We start from the raw sequence: 26,835 nt of genomic DNA on the forward strand, positions 1-26,835 counted from the left end.
TATGCGAAATCTGCCACCTTACACAGTGGATTTCGCAAGCCTCTTGCCGGTTTTTTTGACTATCATGCCGTCATCGAGGACGACACCGGCGCCGCCCAACGGTAGCCGTGCAGACATGACAAACCGCCCCGCCATGCCCGCCGACAGCCGCAAGCTGTGGGACATCAGCGCCCCGCTTTCGCCCGCCACGCCCGTCTGGCCCGGCGACACCCCGTTCCAGCAGGAAGCGGCCTGGCAGATCGATGAACACTGCCCGGTGAATGTGGGCCGCATCACGCTGTCGCCGCACACCGGCGCGCATGCGGATGCGCCGCTGCACTATGCCGCGGATGGCGCGCCGATCGGTGCCGTGGCACTGGAGCCCTATCTGGGGCGCTGCCGCGTGATCGATTGCGTGGGCGCCACGCCGGTCGTCGCGCCGCATCACGTGGAGCACGCACTGGACGCCCTGCCGCCGCGCGTGCTGCTGCGCACCTATGCGCGCGCGCCACTCGAACAATGGGACGCCGGCTTCTGCGCCGTGGCGCCGGAAACCATCGCGCTGCTCGCCGCGCACGGCGTGCAGCTGGTCGGCATCGACACGCCGTCGCTGGACCCGCAGGAATCCAAGACCATGGATGCGCACAACGCCGTGCGCCGCCATGGCCTGGCCATCCTGGAAGGCCTGGTGCTCGATGGCGTCGCCGAAGGCGACTACGAACTGATCGCGCTGCCGCTGCGCTTTGCCGGGCTCGATGCCAGCCCGGTGCGCGCCGTGCTGCGCAGCCTTGGCTGAATACACCTGAATATCCCCCGCAATCCCTTTGCCTCTTTCCGACATGACCGCACTGACCCGCGAGCAATGCCTGTTGCTCGACCAGCAAGACCCCCTGCGCGCATTGCGCGAACAGTTCGCGCTGCCTGATGGCGTGATCTATCTCGATGGCAATTCGCTGGGCGCGCGGCCGCGCGCCTCGGCCGCGCGCGCCGCCGAAGTCGTCAGCGAGGAATGGGGCACGGGCCTGATCCGCAGCTGGAACACCGCCGGCTGGTTCGAACTGCCGCAGCGGCTGGGCAACAAGCTGGCTCCGCTGGTCGGCGCCGGCGAGAACGAAGTGGTGGTCACCGACACCACGTCCATCAACCTGTTCAAGGTACTGGCCGCCGCGCTGCGCGTGCAGGCCACGCGCGATCCTTCGCGCAAGGTGATCGTGTCCGAAGCCAGCAACTTCCCGACCGACCTGTATATCGCGCAGGGCCTGGCCGACCTGCTGCAGCAGGGCTACTCGCTGCGCCTGGTGAATTCGCCGGCTGAGATCGACGCCGCCGTCGGCCCAGATACCGCCGTGCTGATGCTCACGCACGTCAACTACCAGAGCGGCGAGATGCTCGACATGGCCGCGCTGACCGAACTCGCGCATGCGCGCGGCGCGCTGACCGTGTGGGACCTGTGCCATTCGGCCGGCGCCGTGCCCGTGGCACTGAACGCGTCGAAGGCTGACTACGCGATCGGCTGCACCTACAAGTACCTCAACGGCGGCCCGGGCTCGCCGGCCTTCGTCTGGGTGGCACCCGCGCTGCGCGACGCCTTCTGGCAGCCGCTGTCGGGCTGGTGGGGCCACGCCGCGCCGTTCGCCATGGAACCGCAATACCGTCCGGTCGACGGCGTGCGCCGCTTCCTGTGCGGCACGCAGCCGATCACGTCGATGGCCATGGTCGAGTGCGGCCTCGATGTCTTCGCGCAGACCGATATGTCCGCCCTGCGCACCAAGTCGCTGCAGTTGACCGACCTGTTCATCACGCTGGTGGAAGAGCGCTGCCGCCACCATCCGCTCGCGCTGGTCACGCCGCGCGAGCATGCGCGCCGCGGCAGCCAGGTCAGCTTCGAACACCCGGAAGGCTATGCCGTGATGCAGGCCCTGATCGAGCGCGGCGTGATCGGCGACTACCGCGAGCCGCGCATCATCCGCTTCGGCTTCACGCCGCTGTACACGAGCTTTACCGAAGTCTGGGACGCCGTGGAAACGCTGCGCGACGTGCTCGACACGCAAACCTACCGGGACGCGCGCTTCCATGCCCGTGGCGCGGTGACCTGAGCGGAGCAGATCATGAGTGAATTCAAGGGATGCCCGATGTCGGGCTCGGCACGGCAGGACAAGGACGACGACCGCTGGCACGGTGCGCAGATGGATTTCGCCAAGGACATGAGCTACGGCGACTACCTCGGCCTGGACCAGATCCTGAGCGCGCAGCATCCGCTCTCGCCGGACCACAACGAGATGCTCTTCATCGTGCAGCACCAGACCACGGAGCTGTGGATGAAGCTGATGCTGCACGAGCTGCGCGCGGCGCGCGCATCGGTGCGCGAAGACACGCTGCCGCCGGCCTTCAAGATGCTGACGCGCGTGTCGCGCATCATGGACCAGCTCGTGCAGGCGTGGAACGTGCTGGCCACCATGACTCCGCCGGAGTACTCGGCGATGCGGCCCTACCTGGGCATGTCGTCAGGGTTCCAGTCGTACCAGTACCGCGAGATCGAGTTCATCCTCGGCAACAAGAACGCGGCGATGCTGCGTCCGCATGCGCACCGGGCGGAGCACCTGGCGCTGGTGGAGACGGCACTGAAGACACCGTCGCTGTATGACGAGGCCATCCGCCTGATGGCGCGCCGCGGCTTTACCATCGACGCCGATTGCGTCGAGCGTGACTGGACCCAGCCGACCGCCTACAACGCCTCGGTCGAGGCGGCGTGGCTCGAGGTCTACCGCAATCCGAACGCGCACTGGGAACTCTATGAACTCGGCGAGAAGTTTGTCGACCTGGAGGACTCGTTCCGCCAATGGCGCTTCCGCCATGTGACCACGGTCGAGCGCGTGATCGGCTTCAAGCGTGGCACCGGCGGCACCGAAGGCGTCAGCTACCTGCGCAAGATGCTCGACGTGGTGCTGTTCCCGGAGTTGTGGAAGCTGCGCACCGACCTGTAAGCGCAGCCCGCGGCGGGCCCGGCCTCAGCCGGCCGGGTCCGACAGCCGCGCCGCCAGCGCCTTCAGCGCGGGCGCCAAGGTCTCGTGGAACACGGTCTCTTCCACGGTCCCATACGACGCACTGCAGCTCAGCATGTGCAACTCCTTCTCCCCCACCGGCCGGAATGCCACCGCACAGGCATGGATGGCGGGGTGCCAGTCGCGGAACGAGGACGAATAGCCGCGGCGCTCCGCGTCCTCCAGCGCGACGCGCATCGGCGCCTCCTGTTGCTTCCACTGCTCCGGAAATGCCTGGCTGAACTCGTCCAGCACGCGCTCGCGCCGGGCCGGCGGCAGCGCCGCCAGGTAGGCGCGCCCCATCGAGCTGGATACCAGCGAGAGCCGCGAGCCCACGCCCAGCCCCAGCATCACGCCCGCGTCATTACGGATCGACTCTAAGTAGATCACCTCCATGCGCTCGCGTTTGCCCAGCGACACCGAAACCCCATAGGACTGCGCGAACGCCAGCATGTGCGGACGCGCCAGCGTCACCACGTCCGACGCGGACAGGTAGGCATAGCCCAGCGCCAGCACGCCCGCATCGAGCGCGTACTTGCCCAGGCTTTCGTCATAGCGCAGGTAGCCAAGCTGGACCAGCGTACCGGCCAGCCGGCTCACCGTGGCCTTGGGAAAGCCGGTGCGGCGCACGAATTCCTGGTTGCCCAGCATGGCTTCGCCGGTGCGGAAGCAGCGCAGCAGTTCCAGGCCGCGGGCCAGTGCGGTAACGAAGTTGGGGTCGCTCTCGCGCGCCGTGGGGGCGGACGTGGCGGGCGGGATGTCGGGAGAAAGGCTGCTCAAGGCTGGCTCCTGTGGGAGGTCGGCCGCCATGCGCGGCAATCGAACACGCTGGTGTTCGTCCCGCTTGCATGGCGATCGCATTGCGATATACTAATCCAACGGAACACAGTTCCGCAATGCGGAACCTCAAAATTCCACCGATTCCCTGGATTGCCGCTGAGACGGGCGCGCCACAAGCGCCTTGAAGCGGTGCCCCCGCTCTACCGAAGGAGACCTGCATGGCTGCCAACGCCGAATTCCACTGGGCCGATCCCCTGCTGCTGGACCAGCAACTGACCGCCGACGAGCGCATGATCCGCGACGCCGCCGCGGCGTATTGCCAGGACAAGCTGATGCCGCGCGTCCTTCAGTCGTTCCGCAATGAAAAGACCGATGTGGAAATCTTCCGCGAGATGGGCGAACTGGGCCTGCTCGGCCCGACCATCCCCGAGCAATACGGCGGCCCGGGCCTGAACTACGTCAGCTACGGCCTGATCGCGCGCGAAGTCGAGCGCGTGGATTCGGGCTACCGTTCGATGATGAGCGTGCAATCGTCGCTGGTGATGGTGCCGATCTATGAATTCGGCAGCGAAGCGCAGAAGCAGAAGTACCTGCCCAAGCTGGCCACCGGCGAGTGGATCGGCTGCTTCGGCCTGACCGAGCCGAACCACGGCTCCGACCCGGGCTCGATGGTCACCCGCGCCAAGAAGGTCGACGGCGGCTATGAGCTGACCGGCGCGAAGATGTGGATCACCAACTCGCCGATCGCCGACGTGTTCGTGGTGTGGGCCAAGCTGGCGGGCGAAGACGGCAAGGAAGATATCCGCGGCTTTATCCTGGAAAAGGGCTGGAAGGGCCTGAGCGCCCCGGCCATCCACGGCAAGGTCGGCCTGCGCACCTCGATCACCGGCGAAATCGTGCTCGACCAGGTCTTTGTGCCGGAAGAGAACATCATGCCGGGCGTGAAGGGCCTGAAGGGTCCGTTCACCTGCCTGAACTCGGCCCGCTACGGCATCGCCTGGGGCGCGCTCGGCGCCGCCGAGTTCTGCTGGCACACCGCCCGCCAGTACACGCTGGACCGCAAGCAGTTCGGCCGCCCCCTGGCCCAGACGCAGCTCGTGCAGAAGAAGCTGGCCGACATGCAGACCGAGATCACGCTGGGCCTGCAGGGCTGCCTGCGCCTGGGCCGCATGAAGGACGAAGGCACCGCGGCAGTCGAGATCACCTCGATCATGAAGCGCAACTCGTGCGGCAAGTCGCTGGACATCGCCCGCGTGGCGCGCGACATGCTCGGCGGCAACGGTATCTCGGACGAATTCGGCGTGATCCGCCACGTGGTGAACCTGGAAGTGGTCAACACCTACGAAGGCACGCACGACATCCATGCGCTGATCCTGGGCCGCGCCCAGACCGGCCTCCAGGCATTCTTCTGAACAAGGTCCACCACGCCTTGTCGACAGGATTTCCGGAATAAAAAAGCCCGGCTGCGAAGCCGGGCGAAGCACACTACCAAGGAGACGACGAGGCTGCCCTCGTCGATAAAACACCTGTCCTGAACGCCGGCCCCGCACCATGCGGGGCCGCGTTCATTTGTTCGGTTGCGGCGTGAGGCGCAGGTAGGGCCGCACCGCCTTGTAGCCTTTCGGGAATTTCTCGCTGATCACCGCCTCATCCTTCAGCGAAGGGACGATCACCACGTCATCGCCGTCCTGCCAGTTGCCGGGCGTGGCCACGCTGTGACTGTCCGTGAGCTGCAGCGAATCGATGACGCGCAGGATCTCGTTGAAGTTGCGCCCGGTACTGGCCGGATAGGTGATGATCAGGCGCACCTTCTTCTTCGGATCGATGATGAACAGCGAGCGCACCGTCAGGGTCTCGTTCGCGTTCGGGTGGATCATGTCGTACAACTGGGAGACCTTGCGGTCGCCATCGGCCAGGATCGGGAAATTGACCGTGGTGGACTGCGTCTCGTTGATGTCCCGGATCCATCCCTGGTGGGATTCGACGCCATCCACCGACAGGGCGATCGCCTTCACGCCGCGGCGCGCGAACTCGTCCTTGAGCTTTGCGGTCAGGCCCAGTTCCGTGGTGCACACCGGCGTATAGTCGGCCGGATGCGAGAACAGCACGCCCCAGCCCTCACCCAGCCAGTCGTGGAAGCGAATGCGGCCTTCGCTGGAATCCTGCTCGAAGTCGGGGGCGAGGTCGCCCAGGCGCAATGCCATGCTCTGTCTCCTGAAAAAAAGCGTGGAACCAGAGTATCCGGATTGCGATCGAACCCAAACGAATATAAAGTCACTACAAAATCACTCCAGGTCATATAGCGCGGCGCCGGGGCGTGCGCCGCCAGATCGCAATGATTTCCCTTGATGGCGACGTGGTCTTGAAACCACGGGTACCCGCCACATATGCTAAGTAACAGACAAGACGTGCCGTTACTCTCGCAAGCAAGGCAAAATGTCAGAAACTGCACAATCCGAACCAACCGCCCGCAAACAGGAGAAACTGATGAGCGATGTCAAGACCGTTCTGTCCGACGCTGAAGAACTGCTGAAGCAAGCAGCGTCGACCACCGGCGAAAAGGCTGCCGAACTGCGCGAGCGTGGCATGGGCCTGCTGAAGCAAGCCAAGGAAAAGGCCCAGGACCTGCAAGACGCCGTGGTCACCAAGAGCAAGGCAGCCGCGCGCGCGACCGATGACTACGTGCACGATCATCCGTGGCGTGCAGTCGGCGCGGCAGCTGGCGTAGGCCTGCTGATCGGTCTGCTGCTGAATCGCAAGTAAGGCTGCACCGCTCGCGGCGCCCCGGCGCCGCGGCAACACTGGCAATGCCCGTCATCGCGAGCGGGCATGCCGTTAGCCCGGGCCCGGGCACGATGGCTTGTGCCTTCCGGGCTTCGCCCGCTGAAAGGCGCGACCGGCAAGTGCCTGCGCGCCGTTCCCTCGCCGGAGCCGCATGAGCGAACCCTCTCCCTCACCCAAGTTGCTGGAATCCGTGCGCAACCTGGCCAGCTCGCTGGTTGCGATGGTCCAGACGCGCCTGGAACTGGCCAGCGTCGAATTCGCCGAAGAGCGCGCCCGGCTGATGAAGGTCGGCCTGCTGGCCTGCTTCGGCCTGGTCTTCTTCGGGATCGCGCTGGTGACCTTCACCGCGCTGATCGCCATCCTGTTCTGGGACACCTACCGCTGGCAGGCGCTGGTGGCGCTGGTGGTCGCCTACCTGGTCCTGTCCGCCGGCTGCCTGGGATATGCCCGCCGCCTGGTACGCACTGCCCCGCCGATGTTCGAGGCAACACTGGCGGAAATCGACAAAGACCGCGAGACCCTGCGCCGATGACTACTCCGGAATCCGGGCCAGACGCCGTCAAGGCGCCCCGCCGCGAACACCTGCGCCCCGTGCGCTACGCGCGTGAAGTGCGCCTGCCGCTCGAAGTCCGCAAGGAACTGCTGCTGACCCGAGCCGAACTGGAACGCCATGACCTGCTGAAGGCCCTGCACGAGGTAAGAGGCGGCGCCAGGCGTTTGGGCAGCTTCGCCAGCTGGCTGCCGCGCGCGGTGCGGCCGGGTTCGTGGATGAAGCTGCTGGGCCTGGCCCAGGACTATCCGCTGCTCAGCACGGCCGTCACCCTCGCGCTGCCGCTGCTGCGGCGCACGCCCGTGCTGCGCTGGACCTGGAAGGCGTCCAAGCTCGGCATGGCAGCCGGCGCCGCCTACTGGGCCTACAACGCGTGGCGCCAGGCCAAGAACCAGGCGGTGCCGCCGGCCGACACCGGCAGCGCCAGGGCACCGCAGGACACAGGCTTCCGCGACCCGCTCGTACCCTAGCCGGGCATTACGGCATCAGGGCCGCCTGGCCCTGCCCCTCATCGATCGCGGCCAGCTCCCGACGCGGTCCTGATGCGAATGGCCTGGGCACCGCAACGTGATGCCCCTGCGCGAAATCCACGCCAAGTTCGCGCAGCCGCGCCAGCATGGCCTCGCTCTCCACATACTCGGCGATGGTCTTCTTGCCAGTGGCATGGCCAATGCGCTGGATGACCTCCACCATCACCTGCTTGACAGGATCGTCCAGCATTTCGCGCACGAAACTGCCATCGATCTTCAGGTAGGCTGCCGGCAAGTGCTTCAGGTAGATGAACGACGCCATGCCCGCGCCAAAGTCGTCCAGCGCAAACGCGCAGCCCAGTTCCTGCATCTGCTCGATAAACGCCGCCGCCTGCGTCAGGTTGGCAATCGCCGCGGTTTCGGTGATCTCGAAGCAGATGCCGCTTAGTGCGATGCCGGCACGTTGCGCCTGCTCGCGGACAAACGCCGGGAACTGGACATCGGCCAGTGACGACGCGGACAGATTGATGGCGCACAACTCGATATCCTCGCCGCATTCCGCCCGCCGATGCGCCAGTGCGGCAAACGCGGTCTCGACCACCCAGCGGTCGATCATCGGCATGAGGTTGTAGCGTTCGCAAGCGGGCACGAACGCCATCGGGGGCACAAGCTGGTTGCACTCGTCCACCATGCGCAGTAGCAGTTCGATATGGCGGCCACCGCGCCCATCGTTGCGCAGCGGGATGATTTCCTGTGCGTAGAGGCAGAACCGGCCGGCGGCCAGCGCCGCATGCACCCGGCTGACCCACTCCATCTCGCCATGGCGCGCCTGTACCACGCTGTCCTTGGGATGGTAGACCTGCACGCGGTTGCGGCCGTTCTCCTTGGCCACATAGCACGCGGCGTCGGCAGCGCTGAGCGCCTCTGCCACGCCCCCGGTACCGCTGTCCAGCACCACCAGGCCGATGCTGGCGCCAACGGCAAACGTACGCTGGCAGTGCGTGAAGCGGAACCCCGCCACCGCGCGCCGCAGCGCCTCGGCCCGCCGCTCGCCATCGGGCGCCACGCAATGCTCCAGCAGGATGCCGAACTCGTCGCCGCCCAGGCGTGCGAGCGTGTCGCCCTTGCGCAACTGGCCGCGCATGACCGCGGAGATCTGCCGGATCAATTCGTCGCCCGCGGCATGCCCGCAGGTGTCGTTCACGACCTTGAACTGGTCCAGGTCGAGATACATCAGCGCGTGCGCGCCCCCAATCACCCGCATCCGCGCGATGGCCGCAGCCAGGCGACGCTCGAACTCGGTCCGGTTGACCAGGCCGGTCAGCGCGTCATGGCTGGCTTCGTGGGCCAGCCTCGCGGCATGCTCGCGCTCCTGGCTGACGTCGTGCAGGACCACGACGACACCGATCGCCTGCGCCGCGCGGTCACGGATCAGCGCCACCGATGGCTTGACGGCCACCGTACGCCCGCCGCGGCCGGTCAGCAGGGCCGTCACGCCGGTCCAGCGCTGCTGCAGCGCCAGCGCGACCAGCTTGCGCAATGGCGCCTCGCTCCCCTCTTCCAACAGGGCGCATACCTGTTCGAGCGGGCGTCCGCGGGCCTCGGCCTCGGTCCAGCCCGTCAGTGCTTCGGCTGCGGGATTCAGCGAATCGATCCGGCCCCAGACATCGGTGGTGACCACGGCGTCGCCGATCGCCTGCAACGTGACCTGGGCGCGCTCTTTCTCTGCGAACAGCTGTGCCTCGTAGCGCTTGTGCTCCGAGATGTCGGTAAGCGAGCCGGCCATGCGCATGGCCCGCCCGTCATCGCCGCGCACCAGCCGCCCGCGCGCACGTACCCACAGGTAGCGATCGCCGCGCGCACGCATGCGGAACTCGGCATCGTACGGCGTGCCGCGGCGCAGATGACCCAAGAGCTTGTGATCGAGCACATTCACGTCAGCGGGATGGAGCAACCCGAGCAGCGTCTCGGGCGCCTGCGGCAACGCGTCCGGCTCGTACCCAAGCATCTGCGCGCAGCGCGGCGAGAAGTACAGCCTGCGGCTGCGCACGTCCCAGTCCCACAGTCCGTCGTTGCTGCCGCCGACGGCCAGCTGCAGGCGCTCCTCGCTCTCGGCCAGCGCCGCGCGCAGGCTGCGCTCGCGGCGCAGCCGCCGGTGGGACAACAGGATCGCGGAGAGCAGCAGCGCAACCGCCACCACGGCGGTTCCAACGGTGAGCCCTTGCGTGACGCGCCGCGAAGCCTTGCCGAGCTGGTGCGAGAACGCGGACTCCAGCGGCGTCAGCCGTGCGTCAATGGCAACAATGCCCCGCAGCACCGGCTCCGTGCACCCCACGCCGCAGCCGGGTTGCGCCGCCAGTTGCCGCAGCACCAGCGCCTGCTCGTGAAGCGCCGCGATCTCGCGGTCTCCTTCCGCCCAGATCCGGATGGCGGCATCGACCTCTTCAACGTGGCGAAAATTGCGATACAGACGGATGATGCCCGCGATGTCATCGGGGTGGATGGCGCCAGCGAGAAAGCCCGCACGCGCGCGCTCGTAATCCGGCTTGTCGCGATCGAGCTCGATGCGGGCGCGGTGATCTCCCATCGGCACGGCAATGTCCGACAGGTAGGCCTGGAAGTCCGCCTCGTTACGGTCCTCGCCATAACGCAGCAAGTGCATGACGGCGTTCTTCTGGCCCTTGGACCATTCGCTCTCGCCCGCGACAAACGCACGCACGGCGGATAGAACGTCGACGCTGGCGATGGTGAACAGCGCCAGTGCAATGACCACGGGAACGAACGGCCAGATAACGCGCAATGCATGCACATCGCCTGGCAAAGACCTGCCTGCTTGCCGCATAGGACTTCCAACGGTTGTGGCGCTGACGGCGTGGCGGCGCCACCAGTGCTGCCAGGAACTCGGTTCATTGTCCGTGGCAGGCCCGGCAATGTCTCTAACTCGAAGGGGTTAATGCGAGCAGGCTGTGCGGGCAGGCTCCGCGAAAAAACAAAAAGGGCCTGTGACTTGCGCCACAGGCCCTTCGTAATACTGGTGGGTCGTGCGTGACTCGAACACGCGACCAACGGATTAAAAGTCCGCTGCTCTACCGACTGAGCTAACGACCCGAAAAAACAGAACCGCGATTATAGTGACGCTCTTCCTGATGTGTCAAGCGTTGAGCACCGAATCATGCAAATGCCATGCGCTCGAGACGCCATATCTGGTAGCGGAACGCAAGCACCGCGCCTGCAAGGATGCCAGCCAGCGCAATAAACGAGCCGATGGCCAGCGTCGATACCCCGGACAGTCCCTGCCCGACCGTGCACCCGAGCGCCGTCACGCCGCCGGCACCCATCAGGATGCCGCCGATCATATGGTTGGCCACGTCTTCCGCATTGCCAAACCCTTCCCAGCGGAAGGTGCGCGTGGCCAGCGCATAAGCCGCCGCTCCGGCGATCACGCCGAAAACGCTGACGATGCCGACGGTCAGCACCTTGCTCTTGTCGCTGAACATCATCAGCCAGTCCAGCGTGTAGGCATACGGCGCCACGAAACTGAGGCTTTCCATGCGGCCGCTGTTGGTGGCGACGAACACTTCCTCAAGCGTGTTGGGATCTTCCGCCACGTAGCCGAGATGGCCCGAGACGTACCACATGCCGACGATGATCAGCCCGACCGCGACGCCGCCGAGCAAGTTGTCGAAGGTGCGGAAGCCCCGCGCGGCCAGCGCCCATACCACGAGCGCACCGCCGAGCAGCAGGCCCAGGCCGAGCTGCAGCGCGCCGCGCGCCGCGCCGGTGCCCTGCGACAGCAGCGACGGCAGGTCTTGCGTGGTCGGGAGCGTGAGCGCGATGGCATCCACCGTGCTGACGCGCACCACGCCAAAGAGGCCGCGCAGCGTCATATAGGCCGACAGCCCCAGAAACACGAAGACCACCAGCGATTTGAGGTTGCCCGCGCCAATGCGCACCAGCGTCTTGCTGCCGCAGCCCGACGCCAGCACCATGCCGAAGCCAAACATCAGCCCGCCCGCCAGCGCAGACAGCCAGCCGAGCTTGCTCGTCGCGTAGATGGTCTTGGTCGGGTCGATCAGCCCGGCCCAGGCGAGCACGCCGGTGCCCATCATGGCCACGCCAACGGCCAGGCCCCACATGCGCATACGGCTCCAGTCGCCCATATTGACGATGTCCGAGACCGCGCCCATCGTGCAGAAGTGCGTGCGCTGCAGGATGGCGCCAAACAGGAAGGTCAGGGCAAACGTGCTCAGCAGCACGGTGCGCGAAAGCGCGTCGATATCTATCTCGGGCATGTCGGGGGCGATGAAAAGGCGGGTGGCGCGCTCAGGCGTTCTGGTAGCGGGTCGGGTCGGCAACGCCGGCCGCCTCGAAGCCGGCGCGGCGGATGCGGCAGGAATCGCAGACACCGCAGGCTCGGCCGTCGTCGTCGGCCTGGTAGCACGACACCGTCAGGCTGTAGTCCACACCGAGGCCGATGCCCGCGCGGATGATCTCGGCCTTGGTCATGTCGATGATCGGCGCATGCACGCGGAACCGGTCACCCTCCACGCCCGCCTTGGTGGCGAGGTTGGCCAGCGTCTCGTAGGCCGCGACGTACTCGGGGCGGCAGTCCGGGTAGCCCGAATAGTCCACCGCGTTGGCGCCGAAGAACAGGTCGCGCCCGCCGACGGCTTCAGCCCAGCCGAGCGCCAGCGACAGCATGATGGTGTTGCGCGCCGGCACATAGGTGATCGGGATGCCCGACGACGCGCCATCGGTCGGCACGTCGAACTTGTCGTCGGTCAGGGCCGAGCCGCCGAAGCGGCGCAGGTCCAGGTCGATGATCTCGTGGCGGACGGCGCCGAGCGCGCTGGCCACCTGTTTGGCGGCCTCCAGCTCCGAGGAATGGCGCTGGCCATAGCGCATCGACAACGCATAGGTCTCGAAGCCCTGGGCCTTGGCCATGGCAAGAACAGTGGCGGAATCTAGCCCGCCCGAAAGCAGGACAATGGCGCGTTTGGTCATGAGTGGCGGTCGCGCCGCACAAGCGGCACTCGGAAATTGCAGGCGAATCACGCATTTTAGCGCGGCTAATCGGCATAGGAGGCAGCCATCCGGGCTGCGCCCCTGCCACACCACCCGGCATGCGGGTCCGCACCGGGCGGTTCGAGAGGTTGAGGTTAAGCAAGGCGAGGCATCCCCAGTAGGTCGAAGAAGGCGATATTCAGCACGCGGTTTAGCTCGCCATCGCTGTTGCGCCACCAGCAGCGGCTGTTGGCCGCCACCCGCTGGGCTGTCGCATGCGCAGCCCCCAGCGCCCGCAATTCCCGGTAGATCGTAGTGCCGTAGCGCCAATGCTTGAGTTGGATCGCGCGCAACCGATGACGCATCCATTCGTCCAGCTTTCGCCAGACATGAGGTGTTTGCGCCAGCCGGAAGTAGGCCTTCCAACCCCGTACATATGGCTGCAGCCGCTCCACGACCGCACGTAGACTCCGGCCGCCTGAGCGACCGGTCAGTTCGCGGATGCGTTGTTTGAACGTCAGCAGCGGCTTAACGGCCACCTTGCGCTTGACCACTCCTGCGGCTACCCAGAAGCTGTAGCCGAGGAATTTGCGGCCAAACGCGCTCGCCACCGCGCTCTTTGCCTCGTTGACCTTCAGGCGCAACTTGCCGTACAGCCGCCGCAACAGCGCCATCACCCGCTCGCCCGCCCTCCGACTGCGAACGTACACGTTCGCATCGTCGGCGTAGCGCACGAAGCAATGGCCTCGGCACTCCAACTCCTTGTCCACCTCATCGAGCAGCACGTTGGCCAGCAACGGCGACAGGGGACCGCCCTGCGGCGTGCCCTCGTACCGTTGCAGCACCACCCCGCCATCCATCAGCCCGCTGTTCAGATACGCCCGGACCAGCCGGATGACTCCGGGGTCCTCGATGCGCTTCTGTAGGCGATCAATCAGGATGTCGTGGTTGACTCGGTCAAAAAATTTTTCCAAGTCCACGTCCACCACTATTCGCCGACCCGATTGCACGTACGACTGTGCGGCTAGCACCGCGTCGTGCGCACGCCTGCCGGGACGGAAGCCATAGCTATGCTCGCTGAAGGTAGGGTCCAGAATCGGCTGCAATACCTGCAACAGCGCCTGCTGGATCAACCGATCCGTCACCGTCGCGATACCAAGCTCACGCTCGCCTCCGTCCGGCTTCGGAATCGTTACCCGCCGTACCGGACTGGGCCGGTACGTCCCCTTGAGCAGTTGCTGGCGAATCTCCGGCCACGCCGACACCAGATGGCGAGCGGTCTGATCAATATCCAGACCGTCTACGCCAGCGGCACCCTTGTTGCGTCGGACCCGCCTGAACGCCTGCTTCAGGTTCTCTCGCGTCAGCGCCGCTGCCAGCAGCGCCGACCCTGTGTCCTCCGGTTCGCGTCGCGGGCCGCCGGCTTCGTCACGAGCGAGTTCCCGGCCGGCTTCACCGTCCGTTTCCCTCGCTCGCCCCGCTCGCGCGGGCTTCTGACGCAATGCCTGTTGCATCGACACGGCTTCGAACACTCCCTCTCGTTCGGTCCTTCGTCGGTGGACTCGAGCCTTCCCGGCGCTACCCCCAACTAATATGACCTCTGCTGAGACCCCGCTCCGGCTCGACGCCGTCGCCCTTTCAGGCGCAAGGCGGGGCGTCCCCAGGTAAGAACGCACTCCTTCGCTGCACAACCGCCGGATTTACGCCGCCTCCCCTTGATCACAAGAACTTCGCGGAATTGCGCCCGCTCGTCCTGGTCGGCACCGCCTTCTATCCGGTTCGTGTCCCTCGGCTCGCAGCTTCGCTCCACGCTTCCTCCCCACGCTCGGTCACCCTCACGCAGTTGCGCTTCGCTTCGTTCGCTGTGATCAACTTACGGTGGGACTTGCACCCACAAGAGTGCGCCCATGCTGGGCGCACGCAAAAAGGGCCCGCTTTCAGCGGGCCCTGCAGACTCTGACCGGTTCCGGCCGGCTTACTTCAGGGTCTTGAGCCGGTTGGTGGCGGCCTGCGCCCCTTCGGTGCCCGGATACTTGGCCACCACCTGCTCCAGCGTCTTGCGGGCCGCGGCCTTCTGGCCCGATTCGAGCTGGTTGTTGGCGATGGCGATCATGGCATCCGGCGCCTTCGGGTGCGTGGGGTTCGCCTGCAGCATGTTCTGCAGCACCGTGGTCGAGCCCTTGTAGTCGCGCTGCGCATAGAGCGAGTTGCCGAGCCAGTACTGCGCCAGCGGCAGGTACGGGCTCTGCGGATACTTCTTGGCGAACGCGGCAAAGGAACTGCCCGCGCTCTTGAAGTCGCCGGCCTGGAACTGCTTGAGCGCGGCGTCATACTCGGGCTTCTCGTTCGGCTGCACCATGCCCTCGCGGCCATCCACGGTGGCCTGCTGCGGCTCGAACTTCTTCAGGCGCGCATCCAGGTCCGCGTAGTAGTCCTTCTGCTGCTTCTGCAGCGTATCCACCGTGTTCTGCAGCACCTCGTTCTGGCCACGCAGCCGGGCTACCTCCTGGCGGAGGCCTTCCAGCTGGTTCTGCATGTCGATCGTGGTGCGGCTGTTCTGCTCGATGCGCTGCGTCGCCGTCGCCTGGAAACCGTTGAACTGGTCGCGCAGGGTGAGGACCGCGCGGCGCGCCTCGTCATCGTCGAACACCCCGGCACGGGCCGGGGCAAGGGGCAGCATGGCCGCGCCGGAAACGGCGGCAAGCCACAACAGGGTGGAAACGCGTGCTTTCATGGATGGCCTGTACGCGGATCGGATCAGTAGTTGATGTCGGCGCGGCGGTTTTCAGCCCAGGCAGCCTCGTCGTGGCCCGTTGCCTTCGGCTTTTCCTTGCCCAGGCTCACGGCTTCCATCTGGTTGTCGGGCACGCCCATGGTCGCCAGCGAACGGCGCACCGCCTCGGCACGCTTCTGGCCCAGCGCCAGGTTGTACTCGCTGGTGCCACGCTCGTCGGTGTTGCCCTGGATCAGGATCTTGCGACCCTTGTTGGCGCTCAGGTACTTTGCGTGATCGCCCAGCATGCCCTGGTAGTCCTGCTTCACGCTGTAGCTGTCAAAGTCGAAATACACGCTGCGCTTGGCCAGCGGGCTGTTCGGATCGTTCAGCGGGTCGCGCGAGACGTCCACGGGTTGCACGGTGCGGGCATCAGCGCCGCCGCCCTTGTTTGCGCCGGCATTGGCGGTATCGTCCAGCTTCACGCCGGAGCTGCAGGCGCCCAGGGCCAGCAGGGCGGCAACGGCAAGGGTTTTGGTCATCAGTTGGGACATGGCGAGAGACTCCTGTTATTGCGTTATTGCATGAAAGGACCCCAGGACGGCTCGCGCACATCGCCGGACTGGAGGGACAGAACCTGCCGGGTACGCCCGTCAGTGGACACCGCCGCCAGCACCGCGCGGCCGCCCACGCGGGTGGCGTAAAGGATGTACTTGCCGTTGGCGGCAAAGCTCGGCGCTTCGTCATTCGACGTATCGGTCAGCGAAGTGACGTCGCCGTTGGTCAGGTCCTGCAGCTGCAGCTTGAAGCCGCCCGTACGCGTGATGTACGCCAGGTACTTGCCGTCCGGCGAGATCCGCGGGCTGACGTTGTAGCTGCCCTTGAACGTTACGCGTTGCGCGCTGCCCGCTTCCTCGCCGCCTGCCGGCATGCGATAGACCTGCGGGGCACCGCCGCGGTCGCTGGTGAAATAGATGCTCTTGCCGTCCGGCGAATACTGCGGCTCGGTGTCGATGGCGCTGCTGCGGGTCAGGCGGCGGATGCCCGAACCATCGGCATTGACCTGGTACACCTGGGTGTTGCCGTCGCGCGAAAGCGCCACGGCCAGGTGCTGGCCATCCGGCGACCACGACGGCGCGCTGTTGTTGCCCTTCTGGTTGGACACCAGCGTGCGCTTGCCCGTGGCCAGGTCGTGCACGTACACCACCGGCTTCTTGGCCTCGAACGAGACATAGGCCACGCGGCGGCCGTCCGGCGACCACGACGGCGAGATGATGGGCTCGTTGCTGGTCAGCGCGACCTGCGAGTTCTGGCCGTCCGAATCGGAAATCAGCAGCTGGTAGCGGCCGCCGACGCGCGATACGTAGGACAGGCGCGTGGCAAACACGCCGCGCTCGCCGAGCAGCTTCTCGTAGATGTAGTCGGCGATCTTGTGGGCCGTCACGCGCAGTTGGGCCTGGTTGACGTTGTACGCCAGGCCGCCCAGGCTCTGCCCCTTGACGGTGTCGTACAGGCGGAAGCGCACTTCGTACTGGCCGTTGCCCGAGGGGGTCACGCTGCCGGCGACGAACGCATCGGCACCGCGGCTCTTCCAGCTGCCGAGATCGACATTGGCCGACTCGGCCACCGTGGCGCCACCCGGATCAACGTTGCGGAAACGGCCGCTGCGCGCGAGGTCGCTGCGGATGATGGCGGTCAGGTTCTGCGGGGCCTGGGCCTCGCCCTGGAAATTCGCCGTGGCGACCGGGAACTGGCTCGAGCCAACCCCCGAAATCTCAACATTCAGCTGCGCCTGTGCGGCGCCGGCGGACAAGGCCAGCGCGGTGGCCAGCCAGGCCATCAGCGCGTGGCGGCCGACGAGCCGGGTTGCGGCTCCGATTGCGGCCTGGTTTGCTTGGTGCCGCTTCGCGGACAGCCAGTTGGGGGCCCAAAGCTTTCGCATGCTGCTCCTCAGTCGATTTCAGGATTCATCGGGCACGGCGGGCAGACAGCAGAACAGGCGTGGATGCGCACGGCGCATGCCCGTTCCACGTGCGTATCGCACGCTGCCGGCCGCGTCAGGCAACCTGTCATGGTAGCGGTGGGACTGGCACCGGTTAATGAAGGTTGCATTATGTTGCAATTCATGGCGCCCGGGTCACCTAATCCTTGGGACGGAAAGTGATGGTGAAGCCGGCAGGCGCCTTGCCATTCTCGTCGCGCGGCAGCGGGTCCGAGCGCTCGACGGCGCGCAGCACGGCGTTATCCCAAGCCGAATTGCCACTGGACTTGCTCAGCCGCGCCGACATCAGCGACCCGTCCGGCGCCAGCTGCACGGACACCACGGCAGTCGGGTTGCCCGGCACATCCTCGGTGAACACGATGTTGGGCTTGACCTTGCGACGCACGCGATCGGCATACCCTGGCGAAGCCTTGCCACCACCGCCAGCACCCGCACCGGCCGTACTGCCCACACCGCCACCGCCCTGGCCACCCGCGCCGGCGCCGCCGGCCAGAGCCTGCAGTCGCGCCAGCTCGCCCTTGCGCTGGGCATTGGCCGCAGCTTCGCGCTTGGCCTTGGCGTCGGCATCCGCCTTGGCCTTGGCTTGCGCGTCCGCCTTGGCCTTGGCGTCGGCCTCTGCCTTCGCCTTTGCCTGCGCGTCGGCCTTGGCCTTTGCCTCTGCCTTGGCTTCCGCTTCTGCCCGGGATTTCGCCTTGGCATCGGCTTCCGCTTTCGCCCTGGCCCTGGCATCGGCTTCCTTGCGCTCGCGCTCGCGCTCGGCTTGCTCGCGATGCAACTGCTCCTGCTGGGCGGCCTTTTTCTTCGCGTCTTCCTTGCGTTGCGCCTCCAGGCGCTCGGCTTGCTTGCGCTCGGCCTCCTGGCGCTCGCTTTCCTTGCGCTCCGCCTCTTTGCGTTCCGCTTCCTTACGTGCGGCTTCCTTGTGCGCAGCCTCTTCGCGCGCGGCCTGCTCGGCAGCGCGGCGCTTCTGGCGCTCCAGCGCGATATCGGCCTCTTCCTCGACCTTGCTCTTCACCTCGGGCGCCGGCGGCGCGGGACGCGGCTGCACCACCGGCTCGGGTGGCGCCGGCGGTGCGGGAGGCGGTGCGGTGGTGGCGGGAATCTCATCCCACAGCTCCGCTTCGGAACCGACCGGCGTGCTGCTCTGCCAATGCACGCCGTAGTACAGCACGATGCCGAGCAGCAGGTGCATGAAGAGCGCGAGCAGGAAGGAACGCAGGGTTCCCCGCTCCTTCACCGGCTGGTAAGGAAAGGCGGCAGCGGTCGTCATCGGGCGCGGCATTCGGACAGGCATCTCACGCAGCAAGCGCGTTCTACTTGGACTTCACCATCAGGCCGACGCGCTTGATGCCGTCGGCCTTGAGCACCGACATGACGTCGAGCACGGACTCGTATTTGACCGACCGGTCGGCGGCAATCACCACCGGCTGGTCCGGGTTCTCGTTCTGGCGCTGGTGCACGAATTCGAGCAGGCCGTTCTTGTCGAGCTGGCGCTCGAAGGAATTGCCGGCGTTGTCCTTGCCGCGCGCGGTCAGCGCACCGTCCTCGTGCACGGTCACGACGATCGGCGGCGCCTTCTGCTGCGGCGTGGCGTTGGCCACGGTCGGCAGGTCGACGACGGCGGGGCTGACGATCGGTGCCGCCACCATGAAGATGACCAGCAGCACGAGCATCACGTCGATATAAGGCACGACGTTGATCTCGGCACTGGCCCGGCGGCGCGATCCGCCGCGGCGCTGAATAGCTGCCATTGCTGTGCTCCCGGGCGTTCAGTCGGTCAGCGGGTCTGCCGCTGCAGGATGTTCAGGAATTCTTCCATGAAGCTCTCGAACCGGATCGCCAGGCGATCGATTTCCGTGGCGTAGCGGTTATAGGCGATCACGGCCGGGATTGCCGCAAACAGGCCGATTGCGGTTGCCACCAGCGCTTCGGCGATGCCGGGAGCCACCGATGCCAGCGTCGCCTGCTGCACGTTCGACAGGCCGCGGAAGGCGTTCATGATCCCCCACACGGTGCCGAACAGGCCGATATACGGGCTGACCGAGCCGACCGAGGCCAGGAACGGCAGGTGCGATTCGAGCACGTCCATTTCGCGCTGGTAGGCAGCGCGCATGGCGCGGCGGGCGGCGTCGAGCAGTGCGCTCGCTTCGTTGCCACGCTCGCGCGCCTTCAGGAATTCTCCCATGCCGGATTCGAAAATCCGCTCCAGCGCGCCGGTATTGTGCCGGTTGTTCACCGCACTGTTATATAGCGCCTGCAGGTCGCCGCCGGCCCAGAAGTCGCGCTCGAACCCTTCCGTCTGCGTGCGCGCCGAGCGCAGCGCCAGGTGCTTGCGGAAGATATAGGTCCAGGAGAACAGCGACATGACGAGCAGCAGCGCCATGACGGCCTGTGCGAGCAGGCTGGCGTGCATCACCAGCGAAATGATCGACAGGTCTTGCGTGACGGTCACGGGATTCATCGGGCGGTCTTGATGGTAGCCAGGACAGGGGCGGGAATGGGAGATGGACGGAAAGTGCTTCGATCGACACAGCCAACGCGGATCTGGCCGCTGGCGAGCAAGGTTTCGCCGCGCCATGCCTCTTGCGCGAACTGCACCGATGCGGGTCCTACGCGTTCAATGCGTGTGCGGATCTCAAGCTGGTCGTCGAGTCGGGCAGGCGCATTGTAGTCGAGCGCTGTGCTGCGGACGATGAACACCACGCCGGCCTTATCAGCCAGCGCCTGCTGCTCGACGCCAAGCGAGCGCAGCCACTCGGTTCGGGCGCGCTCGAAGAATTTGAGATAGTTGGCGTAGAACACTACGCCGCCCGCGTCGGTGTCTTCCCAGTACACCCGCAGGGTCCAGACAAAGTTTGTCATGGCCGGGATTGTAACGGAGAGCGAGACGGCTTCGGTGTTAACCCGCAGGACGAGTTTGCAACAGCAAGTTGCGGGCCGCGCCGGGCCTGGCGTTGCGGGCCATAGGACGCGGCTTGCGGCAAATCCCCGCCTCACGCTACACTGCGCCCAACCATTCCATCTTGCGCGACTGGCGATGTCAGTGGGTACTACCACGAGGAAGCGCAAGTTCTCTGGCGTGAAGTTTCAAGCGCCTGCCGCTCGCCTGGGCAGCGAATGGGAAGCAGGGTGCGCCCTGCGCCGACGGTCCACGCAGTTCCGCCGGTGCCGGCCGCCAATCGCTTTCCCCGCGCGCCCTACCCCGAAGCAGTAATCGGATTCCCTTTTTTCAGACGAGTTTCGCCATGTTCGAACGCAGCCGCTATACGATCGACCAGATCGACCCCGAGGTCTTTGCCGCCATCCAGAAGGAGAACCAGCGCCAGGAAGATCACATCGAACTGATCGCCTCCGAGAACTACACCTCGCCGGCCGTGATGGCCGCGCAGGGCTCGCAGCTGACCAACAAGTACGCCGAGGGCTATCCTGGCAAGCGCTACTACGGTGGCTGCGAGTATGTCGACATGGTCGAGCAGCTCGCCATCGACCGCGTCAAGCAGCTGTTCGGCGCCGAAGCCGCCAACGTGCAGCCGAACTCGGGCTCGCAGGCCAACCAGGGCGTGTACTTCGCCGTGCTGAAGCCGGGCGACACCATCATGGGCATGAGCCTGGCCGAAGGCGGCCACCTGACTCACGGCATGGCCCTGAACATGTCGGGCAAGTGGTTCAACGTGGTCAGCTACGGCCTGAACGCGCAGGAAGACATCGACTACGACGCGCTGGAAAAGCTGGCCCACGAAAAGAAGCCGAAGCTGATCATCGCCGGCGCCTCGGCCTTCGCGCTGCGCATCGACTTCGAGCGCATCAGCAAGGTTGCCAAGGCGATCGGTGCCTACTTCATGGTCGACATGGCCCACTACGCCGGCCTGATCGCCGCGGGCGTCTACCCGAACCCGGTGCCGCACGCCGACTTCGTCACCACCACCACGCACAAGAGCCTGCGCGGCCCGCGTGGCGGCGTGATCCTGATGAAGGCCGAGCATGAGAAGGCCATCAACTCGTCGATCTTCCCGGGCATCCAGGGCGGTCCGCTGATGCACGTGATCGCCGGCAAGGCCGTGGCGTTCAAGGAAGCACTGACGCCGGAATTCAAGACTTACCAGGAACAGGTGGTCAAGAACGCCGCCGTGCTGGCCGAAACGCTGATCGCACGCGGCCTGCGTATCGTCTCGGGCCGCACCGAAAGCCACGTGATGCTGGTCGACCTGCGCGCCAAGAACATCACCGGCAAGGAAGCCGAGCGCATCCTGGGCGAAGCGCACCTGACGGTGAACAAGAACGCCATCCCGAACGATCCGGAAAAGCCGTTCGTGACCTCGGGCATCCGCGTCGGCTCGCCGGCCATGACCACGCGCGGCTTCAAGGAAGAAGAAGCGCGCATCGTCGCCAACCTGATCGCCGACGTGCTGGACAACCCGCACGACACTGGCAACATCGCCAGCGTGCGCGAGCAGGTGTCCGCACTGACCAAGCGTTTCCCGGTCTACGGCTGATGCCGCGCAAGGCCGCCCGCGAGGGCGGCCGGCAGCCCCGCGGGCGCGCCGTCGCGCCGCTTGCGGGCCTCGCCAACCCGCCCTGTTGCCGCAGAAGGACAAGATACCAAGGCGACGGGGCTCTAATCTGAAGGTGGTCAGGCATGAAATGCCCCTTTTGCGGACATTCCAATACCCAGGTGCTCGACACGCGCATGTCTGAAGACGGCGATGCCGTGCGCCGGCGCCGGCGCTGCGAAGCCTGCGACCGCCGCTTCACCACCTACGAACGGATCGAACTGTTCTTCCCGGCCATCGTCAAGAAGAACGGCTCGCGCGTGGACTACAGCCGCGCCAAGCTGAAGGACTCGATGCGCCTCGCGCTGCGCAAGCGCCCTGTTTCCGCCGAAGCCATCGACGAAGCCATCACCCGCATCGAAGAAAAGCTGCTGGCGCTTGGCCAGAAGGAAATTCCGAGCAGCCAGGTCGGTGAACTCGTCATGCGAGAGCTGCGCAAGCTCGACAAGATCGCCTATATCCGCTTTGCTTCGGTGTACCGCAGTTTCGAGGACGTTGCCGAGTTTTCCGATGTGCTGGCCGAGGTGACGTCAGGCAACCACAAGCGCTAGCGCCACGCGCTCAGCGTTCAGCGTTCCCAGCAATTCTGCAGGTACGCCGCCGGGTTCGCGCCGACGGTATTGAGCCGCGTGCCAATCTGGTCCAGCGCCACGGCGTCGACGTAAGCAAATTTGCCAGTTTCGCTACGTTCGTCTACGGACCGGCGACCCGCGGGGCGGTACTTTGACGACCTCATCTCTACCGTCGCCGAGTGCCATGCCGCCTTGTTTCCGCTCACTCCGTTACCGTCACGGCCACGTCATGGCCGAGTCGCTCTGCGCGCTGTTGCTCGTCAGCGTCGGCCTGATCCCGCTTGCCAGCGTGGGAGCCACGGCGCTGACGCGGCTACGCGGCCACGAGCAACTCGCCCAGGCCATGCGAGCCGCTGGAGAATTCGCGGAGACCGCGGCACTGGACGTCACACCGATGCACCAGTTCGATCCGCTCCCGTCCGAAAGCTGTCCGCGGCTACCAGACAAGGCGCAAGCCGTTTGCCAGGGTGGTGGCAAGCTGGCCATTGCCAGACTGGCAGCCGGAGAACCGGGTTCAGCAACCACGTTGCGGGGGATCGCGCTGTGGATGCAGCCATGAGATCGCGCCTTGCCCATGACTCTCCGCGCAAGCTGGCGGCGAGTGGCTTCACGCTGACGGAGATGATGGTCGGCCTGGCGCTGGGAATGGTGGTCACGGCGGTCGCCGGCACCGCGTTCCTGCTTTGCCGCGCAGCTTATCTCGCCACTGCGGAGCGGTCCCTGCTGGAGGAACGCGGGCAGCGCACGCTGAGTATCCTCTCCCTCCTGATCCGGCAGGGCGGCTGGCGTCCCGATCCCGCCGCCAGCGCGCCGGCGCAGCCCGCGATCAGCGGCGCGGACAATTGCGGCCAGCCATCCATGGCAGCCATTCCGGGCTGCGGCAAACCCGGTGTGGCGGGTAGCGACGCGCTGCTGATCCGCTTCAGCGGCAGCGGCCAGGCGCGCGATGCCGCCATGCCCGACCAGACCATGATCGACTGCAGTGGCTACGCCGTTGCCGCGCAGGGACCGGACACCTCCGCCGGCGCGAACTATGTCGCGGCAAATCTCGTCTACGTGGCCATCGCCAGCGATGGCGAGCCCCAATTGCTTTGCCGCTACCCGGCGCGCCGAAACGGGCGCATCGACGGCAGCGGCTGGACATCGGGCGCGATCGTGCGGGGCGTGGAGTCGATGCAGATTCGTTACGGCCTGCGCGAACACGACCAGAAACCCGGCATCTTCCTTCGTGCGGACGAGGTCAGCGCCCTGGGCGAAGACGCATGGCACCGCGTGACAGCGGTGCAGATAGCACTGGCCTTCCGGCTGGAAGGACGCAGCGCCACGCCACCGGGCATGCAGGCAACGGCCACCCATGCTCACATCGACAATGCCATCGCCGACGCCCTCGACACGCTCCCCGGATATAGCCGGAACACATGGCGGGTCTTCGCCACAACCATCCGCGTGCGAAATATGCCGCAATGTCTGGAGACATTGTGCTAGCCCCGCCCATGCCCTACATCCGCCCGATGCACGGCGGCGCGACACTGCTGTTCGCCGCAACGCTCCTGTTGCTCGCGGCATTCACTGCCGCCGCCACGCTGCAGTTCCTTCTCTCCACCCGCCAGCTCGCCACGTTGCAGCTCGACAGGGAAATCGCCTTCCGGGCTGCCGAAGTGGCGCTGCTGGATGGAGAGGCGGATCTGCTCGGTGCGGCAGCAGGCCGCGGTCGGCCTGAGCGTCTCGATCCGCTTCCGGCAAGCGGGACTTGCGGCAAGGGCATGCAGGCCGGAGTCTGCATGCCGGCTCCCGACAGCGTGCCCGTGTGGCAAGCGTGGCTGTCGGGCACGGGGCTCGCCGACGAAATCGGCGTGCCGTTTGGTACGTTTACCGGCAATGCGATGCCAACGTTGCCGCAAGGCATGGCCGGTGCGGTCATCCCGCCGCGCTATGTTGCCGAGCCGACTGGCGACGTCGCTGGCTCCAGCGGATACGGGCCGCAGCCGGCCGTCCCGCGCTTTCGCGTCACTGCAATCGGCTTTGGCCGGACCCGGGATACTACAGTCGTGGTCCAGAGCGTGATCCAGCCATGAGCCCGCTGACCATGATCGTCGTTGTCCTGGCCTGGCTCTTGCCGCTGTCGTCGGCTGCATGGGCCGGCACGGTTGCGGACATGCCCGCCGGCAATCTCCCCCTCGCATACCAGTCCCGCAACGGCGCTTATCCCTGGACCGGCCGCCTGTACGCACTTGGGTGGAGTCTGCAGCATCAAGCTCCGGAGACCGTCCCTCACGAGAGGCTCTGGGAAGCCGGCGCAGCGCTCGATGCCAAGCCGGTGGCCGCACGGCGTCTTTACACTTCGGTCGCCCCCACAGACCCGGACTCTGAACGCCTGGTACCGCTGCAGTGGCCCGCACTCGATGCGGCAGGTCCGCTCAAGGCACCCGGTGCAGGCAACGGCGTATCCGAGGGAGACAAGCTCGCGTGGCTGCGCGGCGAGCGCAACAACACCGCCTTGCGTCCGCGCGAGACGCGCATGGCCAATGCCCGTGTAGCGCGCGTGCTGGTCGTTCGCCCGCCGCAATGGCAACCCGGCAAAGCCGGCCATGCTGCCTTCCGGGAGCGGCATCGCACGCGGCCGCACATGGTCTGGCTGGGCACCACGGACGCGTTGTTGCATGGATTCGATGCCGTCAACGGCGAGGAGCTTGTCGCCTACCTGCCGCGGACTTTGCTGCCGCAGGCAATCGCCATGGCCGACCCGAATGGCGCGCTAGCACCCGCCCCCTGTCCACGACCGGAGGCGGCGGACGTAGTGATCCGCCGTGAGTGGCGTACCGTGCTGCTGTGCGGCATGCCGGGTGCGGCCAAGGGTGACAGTCCGCCTGGAGTGTTCGCGCTGGATATCACTGACCCAACGGAGCTCGCGCCGCTCCGGCTCTTGTGGGAAATGACAGCAACGGCCTCGCTGCCGCTATCTGCCCGTGGTCCGGTTCGCGCCGCGGCCTTTGCCGGCAACGACGGTCTCCGGTCGTTCGCTGTCACCACTGTCGACGCGCGCTCCGACAGCCCGGCATCCCGTCCGGGCCTGGCCCTGATACCGCTGGATCAAGCCGCAGGAGAATCCGCACAGACCTGGCCGCTGCCCGAGCGCGATTGCACCGGCGCACCGGTGACATCGGCAATTGCCGGCGTCAGTGTCCTGAGCGACATGACCGGGGCGACGCTGGCCATCTATGCCACCGACGATAGTGGCCAGCTCTGGCACTTCCCCTTAGCCGACGCTACGCGACGCCTTGCCCCGGGCACCCCGAGTTGCCGGCACCGGCTGCCGGTAGTCGCCGGGACGGAGCATGCGGAGCCTCCATTGCTGACGGGCTCTTCTGCTTCGCCGCTCGTCATATATGGCCAAGGCCGCGAAATCGCTGCCATTCCCTCCCGCTCGGGCGGGTCCCCAACCCGCATCACGGCCCAGCCCGCCGACGGAGGATTCCTGCTGCGCGCCCCGCCCGGCCAGCACGGCACGGCCGCCGAAGCCGGCTGGCATCTGACTCTGCCGAATCCCGGGGAACAGCTCGACGCGCTGAGCGATGCGTTTCCCGGCTACCTCCATTTCACGACCCGTGCCGCCGACGGGCTTCAGCGGGCCTATCTTGTGCTGGCGGCTACCGGCGAATCCGCGGGCCGTACCCAGGAAGGCGCACCGCTGCAGGCGTTCGTGACCGGACAGGCGGTCGCGGCCGAAGGCGGCTTCGTCCTGACGAGTACCCCAGGATCTGCCCCGCGTCAGCAAGCAGGTGCCAGCAGCACGCACGCTCACACGATCACGCTGTGGGCCGTGGACCAGGCGTCCGCCCGGCCGCTGTCGACGACCATCGCAACGCGCCGCACTGGCCGCATCAGCTGGCGCGAAGTCGTGGCTCCCATGCAGCGGGACGCCCCATGAGGCCCGCACCTCCCCCCGATCGCAAAGCCTCGGCGCAACAGGCGTTCAGCCTCATCGAGCTGTTGATCGCGCTCGCCATCTTGGCGATCCTCGCCGCAGTCGCCGTGCCGGCATGGAGCCAGTATCTTGAGCGCGGCTGGCGGACGCAGGCGCGCGCGGAGCTGGTCGCGGCGATGCTGGAGCTTGAGCAGCACGCGCTGGCGGCCGCCACGTTTGCCCTGCAGCCGGGCAGTGACATCGCCGCCGGGAACTGGCCCCGGCCAGTTCCGCCCGGGCCAAATCCCCGCCACGTTCTTACGGCTGCCGCGTGCCCGCACGCCGGCCTGGATGCCTGCGTCGAGATCCGGGCGACACCGGTGGCGCCGGACCATCGCTGTGGCGTGCTCATCCTGCGCAGCACGGGCCAGCAACTGAACCTGCCGGGAGGCACCGCGCACGCCACTCAGTCGGAATCGGACTGTTGAT

At 66.3% G+C, this 26,835-nt stretch carries 27 protein-coding genes, 1 tRNA gene and 1 riboswitch; of the genes, 14 read left to right on the forward strand and 14 right to left on the reverse strand.

Going from position 1 to position 26,835, the window contains the following annotated elements; genetic code table 11:
- Positions 1-115: 115 nt before the first annotated feature.
- Genes kynB through kynA form a run of 3 tightly spaced genes read left to right on the forward strand, consistent with a single transcriptional unit; the run spans position 116 to position 2,963 of the window.
- Positions 116-775 carry an arylformamidase gene (gene kynB, locus CupriaWKF_RS12300; protein ID WP_276098148.1) on the forward strand — a complete coding sequence of 220 codons (660 nt, stop codon included), beginning with the start codon at positions 116-118 and terminating at the stop codon, positions 773-775.
- 43 nt (positions 776-818) lie between these two features.
- Positions 819-2,075 carry a kynureninase gene (gene kynU, locus CupriaWKF_RS12305; protein ID WP_276098149.1) on the forward strand — a complete coding sequence of 419 codons (1,257 nt, stop codon included), beginning with the start codon at positions 819-821 and terminating at the stop codon, positions 2,073-2,075.
- A 12-nt stretch (positions 2,076-2,087) separates the two neighbouring features.
- Positions 2,088-2,963, forward strand: a complete 876-nt coding sequence (gene kynA / locus CupriaWKF_RS12310) for a tryptophan 2,3-dioxygenase (RefSeq protein WP_276098150.1) — start codon at positions 2,088-2,090, stop codon at positions 2,961-2,963.
- Between the two features lie 24 nt (positions 2,964-2,987).
- Here the strand turns inward: kynA and CupriaWKF_RS12315 are convergent, their stop codons facing one another.
- Positions 2,988-3,800: an IclR family transcriptional regulator gene (locus CupriaWKF_RS12315; protein ID WP_276098151.1), complete on the reverse strand. Its 813-nt coding sequence runs from the start codon at positions 3,798-3,800 to the stop codon at positions 2,988-2,990.
- Positions 3,801-4,018: 218 nt separating this feature from the next.
- Between CupriaWKF_RS12315 and CupriaWKF_RS12320 the strand changes: the two genes are divergently transcribed.
- A complete protein-coding gene (locus CupriaWKF_RS12320; RefSeq protein ID WP_276098152.1) occupies positions 4,019-5,212 on the forward strand; it encodes an acyl-CoA dehydrogenase in 1,194 nt (397 codons plus the stop codon).
- Positions 5,213-5,365: 153 nt separating this feature from the next.
- Here CupriaWKF_RS12320 and CupriaWKF_RS12325 read toward each other — a convergent pair whose 3' ends face one another.
- A complete protein-coding gene (locus CupriaWKF_RS12325) occupies positions 5,366-6,004 on the reverse strand; it encodes a peroxiredoxin (RefSeq protein WP_276098153.1) in 639 nt (212 codons plus the stop codon).
- A gap of 232 nt (positions 6,005-6,236) precedes the next feature.
- On the opposite strand from CupriaWKF_RS12325, the gene CupriaWKF_RS12330 reads away from it, so the two are divergent.
- From CupriaWKF_RS12330 to CupriaWKF_RS12340, 3 genes are all read left to right on the forward strand, one after another.
- Positions 6,237-6,563 carry a DUF883 family protein gene (locus CupriaWKF_RS12330; RefSeq protein WP_338031349.1) on the forward strand — a complete coding sequence of 109 codons (327 nt, stop codon included), beginning with the start codon at positions 6,237-6,239 and terminating at the stop codon, positions 6,561-6,563.
- A gap of 172 nt (positions 6,564-6,735) precedes the next feature.
- Positions 6,736-7,116 (forward strand): phage holin family protein, encoded by a 381-nt coding sequence (locus CupriaWKF_RS12335; RefSeq protein ID WP_276098154.1) that lies wholly within the window; start codon positions 6,736-6,738, stop codon positions 7,114-7,116.
- The gene (locus CupriaWKF_RS12340) at positions 7,113-7,604 is read left to right on the forward strand and encodes a DUF3318 domain-containing protein (protein WP_276098155.1); all 492 of its coding nucleotides are present in this window, start codon (positions 7,113-7,115) and stop codon (positions 7,602-7,604) included. Before CupriaWKF_RS12335 ends, CupriaWKF_RS12340 begins: the two co-directional genes overlap by 4 nt.
- Before the next feature lie 7 nt (positions 7,605-7,611).
- Here CupriaWKF_RS12340 and CupriaWKF_RS12345 read toward each other — a convergent pair whose 3' ends face one another.
- From CupriaWKF_RS12345 to ybgC, 12 genes are all read right to left on the reverse strand, one after another.
- Positions 7,612-10,446 (reverse strand): EAL domain-containing protein, encoded by a 2,835-nt coding sequence (locus CupriaWKF_RS12345; protein WP_276098156.1) that lies wholly within the window; start codon positions 10,444-10,446, stop codon positions 7,612-7,614.
- Positions 10,447-10,636: 190 nt separating this feature from the next.
- Positions 10,637-10,712 (reverse strand) — tRNA-Lys (locus tag CupriaWKF_RS12350).
- A gap of 62 nt (positions 10,713-10,774) precedes the next feature.
- Positions 10,775-11,896 carry a YeeE/YedE family protein gene (locus CupriaWKF_RS12355; protein WP_276098157.1) on the reverse strand — a complete coding sequence of 374 codons (1,122 nt, stop codon included), beginning with the start codon at positions 11,894-11,896 and terminating at the stop codon, positions 10,775-10,777.
- Between the two features lie 31 nt (positions 11,897-11,927).
- The gene (gene queC, locus CupriaWKF_RS12360; RefSeq protein ID WP_276098158.1) at positions 11,928-12,608 is read right to left on the reverse strand and encodes a 7-cyano-7-deazaguanine synthase QueC; all 681 of its coding nucleotides are present in this window, start codon (positions 12,606-12,608) and stop codon (positions 11,928-11,930) included.
- 155 nt (positions 12,609-12,763) lie between these two features.
- Complete coding sequence (ltrA, locus tag CupriaWKF_RS12365) at positions 12,764-14,128, reverse strand: group II intron reverse transcriptase/maturase (protein WP_276100660.1); 1,365 nt, start codon at positions 14,126-14,128, stop codon at positions 12,764-12,766.
- A gap of 455 nt (positions 14,129-14,583) precedes the next feature.
- Entirely contained in the window at positions 14,584-15,342 is a 759-nt protein-coding gene (gene ybgF / locus CupriaWKF_RS12370) for a tol-pal system protein YbgF (protein ID WP_276098159.1), read from the reverse strand.
- Positions 15,343-15,365: 23 nt separating this feature from the next.
- The gene (gene pal / locus CupriaWKF_RS12375; protein WP_276098160.1) at positions 15,366-15,875 is read right to left on the reverse strand and encodes a peptidoglycan-associated lipoprotein Pal; all 510 of its coding nucleotides are present in this window, start codon (positions 15,873-15,875) and stop codon (positions 15,366-15,368) included.
- A gap of 23 nt (positions 15,876-15,898) precedes the next feature.
- Positions 15,899-17,263 carry a Tol-Pal system beta propeller repeat protein TolB gene (gene tolB, locus CupriaWKF_RS12380; protein ID WP_276098161.1) on the reverse strand — a complete coding sequence of 455 codons (1,365 nt, stop codon included), beginning with the start codon at positions 17,261-17,263 and terminating at the stop codon, positions 15,899-15,901.
- A gap of 199 nt (positions 17,264-17,462) precedes the next feature.
- A complete protein-coding gene (gene tolA / locus CupriaWKF_RS12385) occupies positions 17,463-18,614 on the reverse strand; it encodes a cell envelope integrity protein TolA (RefSeq protein WP_276098162.1) in 1,152 nt (383 codons plus the stop codon).
- Between the two features lie 19 nt (positions 18,615-18,633).
- The gene (gene tolR / locus CupriaWKF_RS12390) at positions 18,634-19,071 is read right to left on the reverse strand and encodes a protein TolR (RefSeq protein ID WP_276098163.1); all 438 of its coding nucleotides are present in this window, start codon (positions 19,069-19,071) and stop codon (positions 18,634-18,636) included.
- Between the two features lie 26 nt (positions 19,072-19,097).
- Positions 19,098-19,781, reverse strand: a complete 684-nt coding sequence (gene tolQ, locus CupriaWKF_RS12395) for a protein TolQ (RefSeq protein WP_211954427.1) — start codon at positions 19,779-19,781, stop codon at positions 19,098-19,100.
- Complete coding sequence (gene ybgC / locus CupriaWKF_RS12400) at positions 19,778-20,182, reverse strand: tol-pal system-associated acyl-CoA thioesterase (RefSeq protein WP_276098164.1); 405 nt, start codon at positions 20,180-20,182, stop codon at positions 19,778-19,780. Before ybgC ends, tolQ begins: the two co-directional genes overlap by 4 nt.
- A gap of 155 nt (positions 20,183-20,337) precedes the next feature.
- Positions 20,338-20,439: riboswitch (ZMP/ZTP riboswitch) on the forward strand.
- Between the two features lie 126 nt (positions 20,440-20,565).
- Here ybgC and glyA point away from each other — a divergent pair.
- The 7 genes from glyA to CupriaWKF_RS12435 all read left to right on the forward strand — a co-directional run bounded on the left by glyA (position 20,566) and on the right by CupriaWKF_RS12435 (position 26,834).
- Positions 20,566-21,813 (forward strand): serine hydroxymethyltransferase, encoded by a 1,248-nt coding sequence (gene glyA / locus CupriaWKF_RS12405; protein ID WP_276098165.1) that lies wholly within the window; start codon positions 20,566-20,568, stop codon positions 21,811-21,813.
- A gap of 143 nt (positions 21,814-21,956) precedes the next feature.
- Entirely contained in the window at positions 21,957-22,421 is a 465-nt protein-coding gene (gene nrdR / locus CupriaWKF_RS12410; RefSeq protein WP_276098166.1) for a transcriptional regulator NrdR, read from the forward strand.
- Positions 22,422-22,671: 250 nt separating this feature from the next.
- Entirely contained in the window at positions 22,672-23,001 is a 330-nt protein-coding gene (locus CupriaWKF_RS12415; protein WP_276098167.1) for a hypothetical protein, read from the forward strand.
- On the forward strand, positions 22,998-23,927 hold the full coding sequence (locus CupriaWKF_RS12420; RefSeq protein ID WP_276098168.1) for a PilW family protein: 930 nt from the start codon (positions 22,998-23,000) through the stop codon (positions 23,925-23,927). Before CupriaWKF_RS12415 ends, CupriaWKF_RS12420 begins: the two co-directional genes overlap by 4 nt.
- On the forward strand, positions 23,921-24,517 hold the full coding sequence (locus CupriaWKF_RS12425) for a hypothetical protein (RefSeq protein WP_346348592.1): 597 nt from the start codon (positions 23,921-23,923) through the stop codon (positions 24,515-24,517). The genes CupriaWKF_RS12420 and CupriaWKF_RS12425 overlap by 7 nt, the downstream gene beginning before the upstream one ends.
- Entirely contained in the window at positions 24,514-26,370 is a 1,857-nt protein-coding gene (locus CupriaWKF_RS12430) for a PilC/PilY family type IV pilus protein (RefSeq protein ID WP_276098169.1), read from the forward strand. The genes CupriaWKF_RS12425 and CupriaWKF_RS12430 overlap by 4 nt, the downstream gene beginning before the upstream one ends.
- Positions 26,367-26,834 carry a prepilin-type N-terminal cleavage/methylation domain-containing protein gene (locus CupriaWKF_RS12435; protein WP_276098170.1) on the forward strand — a complete coding sequence of 156 codons (468 nt, stop codon included), beginning with the start codon at positions 26,367-26,369 and terminating at the stop codon, positions 26,832-26,834. The genes CupriaWKF_RS12430 and CupriaWKF_RS12435 overlap by 4 nt, the downstream gene beginning before the upstream one ends.
- Position 26,835: the final 1 nt, after the last annotated feature.

Source organism: Cupriavidus sp. WKF15, assembly GCF_029278605.1.
GTDB lineage: Bacteria > Pseudomonadota > Gammaproteobacteria > Burkholderiales > Burkholderiaceae > Cupriavidus.

What these genes read in the sequence shown, in the direction of transcription:
- CupriaWKF_RS12420 (WP_276098168.1), top strand. Translation starts at nt 22,998, where the DNA reads ATGAGATCGCGCCTTGCCCATGACTCTCCGCGCAAGCTGGCGGCGAGT.
- kynB (WP_276098148.1), top strand. Translation starts at nt 116, where the DNA reads ATGACAAACCGCCCCGCCATGCCCGCCGACAGCCGCAAGCTGTGGGAC.
- CupriaWKF_RS12335 (WP_276098154.1), top strand. Translation starts at nt 6,736, where the DNA reads ATGAGCGAACCCTCTCCCTCACCCAAGTTGCTGGAATCCGTGCGCAAC.
- CupriaWKF_RS12340 (WP_276098155.1), top strand. Translation starts at nt 7,113, where the DNA reads ATGACTACTCCGGAATCCGGGCCAGACGCCGTCAAGGCGCCCCGCCGC.
- glyA (WP_276098165.1), top strand. Translation starts at nt 20,566, where the DNA reads ATGTTCGAACGCAGCCGCTATACGATCGACCAGATCGACCCCGAGGTC.
- CupriaWKF_RS12430 (WP_276098169.1), top strand. Translation starts at nt 24,514, where the DNA reads ATGAGCCCGCTGACCATGATCGTCGTTGTCCTGGCCTGGCTCTTGCCG.
- pal (WP_276098160.1), bottom strand. Translation starts at nt 15,875, where the DNA reads ATGTCCCAACTGATGACCAAAACCCTTGCCGTTGCCGCCCTGCTGGCC.
- CupriaWKF_RS12345 (WP_276098156.1), bottom strand. Translation starts at nt 10,446, where the DNA reads ATGCGGCAAGCAGGCAGGTCTTTGCCAGGCGATGTGCATGCATTGCGC.
- CupriaWKF_RS12435 (WP_276098170.1), top strand. Translation starts at nt 26,367, where the DNA reads ATGAGGCCCGCACCTCCCCCCGATCGCAAAGCCTCGGCGCAACAGGCG.
- CupriaWKF_RS12415 (WP_276098167.1), top strand. Translation starts at nt 22,672, where the DNA reads ATGGCCGAGTCGCTCTGCGCGCTGTTGCTCGTCAGCGTCGGCCTGATC.
- kynA (WP_276098150.1), top strand. Translation starts at nt 2,088, where the DNA reads ATGAGTGAATTCAAGGGATGCCCGATGTCGGGCTCGGCACGGCAGGAC.
- CupriaWKF_RS12325 (WP_276098153.1), bottom strand. Translation starts at nt 6,004, where the DNA reads ATGGCATTGCGCCTGGGCGACCTCGCCCCCGACTTCGAGCAGGATTCC.
- queC (WP_276098158.1), bottom strand. Translation starts at nt 12,608, where the DNA reads ATGACCAAACGCGCCATTGTCCTGCTTTCGGGCGGGCTAGATTCCGCC.
- nrdR (WP_276098166.1), top strand. Translation starts at nt 21,957, where the DNA reads ATGAAATGCCCCTTTTGCGGACATTCCAATACCCAGGTGCTCGACACG.
- ybgC (WP_276098164.1), bottom strand. Translation starts at nt 20,182, where the DNA reads ATGACAAACTTTGTCTGGACCCTGCGGGTGTACTGGGAAGACACCGAC.
- tolA (WP_276098162.1), bottom strand. Translation starts at nt 18,614, where the DNA reads ATGCCTGTCCGAATGCCGCGCCCGATGACGACCGCTGCCGCCTTTCCT.
- kynU (WP_276098149.1), top strand. Translation starts at nt 819, where the DNA reads ATGACCGCACTGACCCGCGAGCAATGCCTGTTGCTCGACCAGCAAGAC.
- tolR (WP_276098163.1), bottom strand. Translation starts at nt 19,071, where the DNA reads ATGGCAGCTATTCAGCGCCGCGGCGGATCGCGCCGCCGGGCCAGTGCC.
- CupriaWKF_RS12330 (WP_338031349.1), top strand. Translation starts at nt 6,237, where the DNA reads ATGTCAGAAACTGCACAATCCGAACCAACCGCCCGCAAACAGGAGAAA.
- tolQ (WP_211954427.1), bottom strand. Translation starts at nt 19,781, where the DNA reads ATGAATCCCGTGACCGTCACGCAAGACCTGTCGATCATTTCGCTGGTG.
- CupriaWKF_RS12355 (WP_276098157.1), bottom strand. Translation starts at nt 11,896, where the DNA reads ATGCCCGAGATAGATATCGACGCGCTTTCGCGCACCGTGCTGCTGAGC.
- ybgF (WP_276098159.1), bottom strand. Translation starts at nt 15,342, where the DNA reads ATGAAAGCACGCGTTTCCACCCTGTTGTGGCTTGCCGCCGTTTCCGGC.
- tolB (WP_276098161.1), bottom strand. Translation starts at nt 17,263, where the DNA reads ATGCGAAAGCTTTGGGCCCCCAACTGGCTGTCCGCGAAGCGGCACCAA.
- CupriaWKF_RS12320 (WP_276098152.1), top strand. Translation starts at nt 4,019, where the DNA reads ATGGCTGCCAACGCCGAATTCCACTGGGCCGATCCCCTGCTGCTGGAC.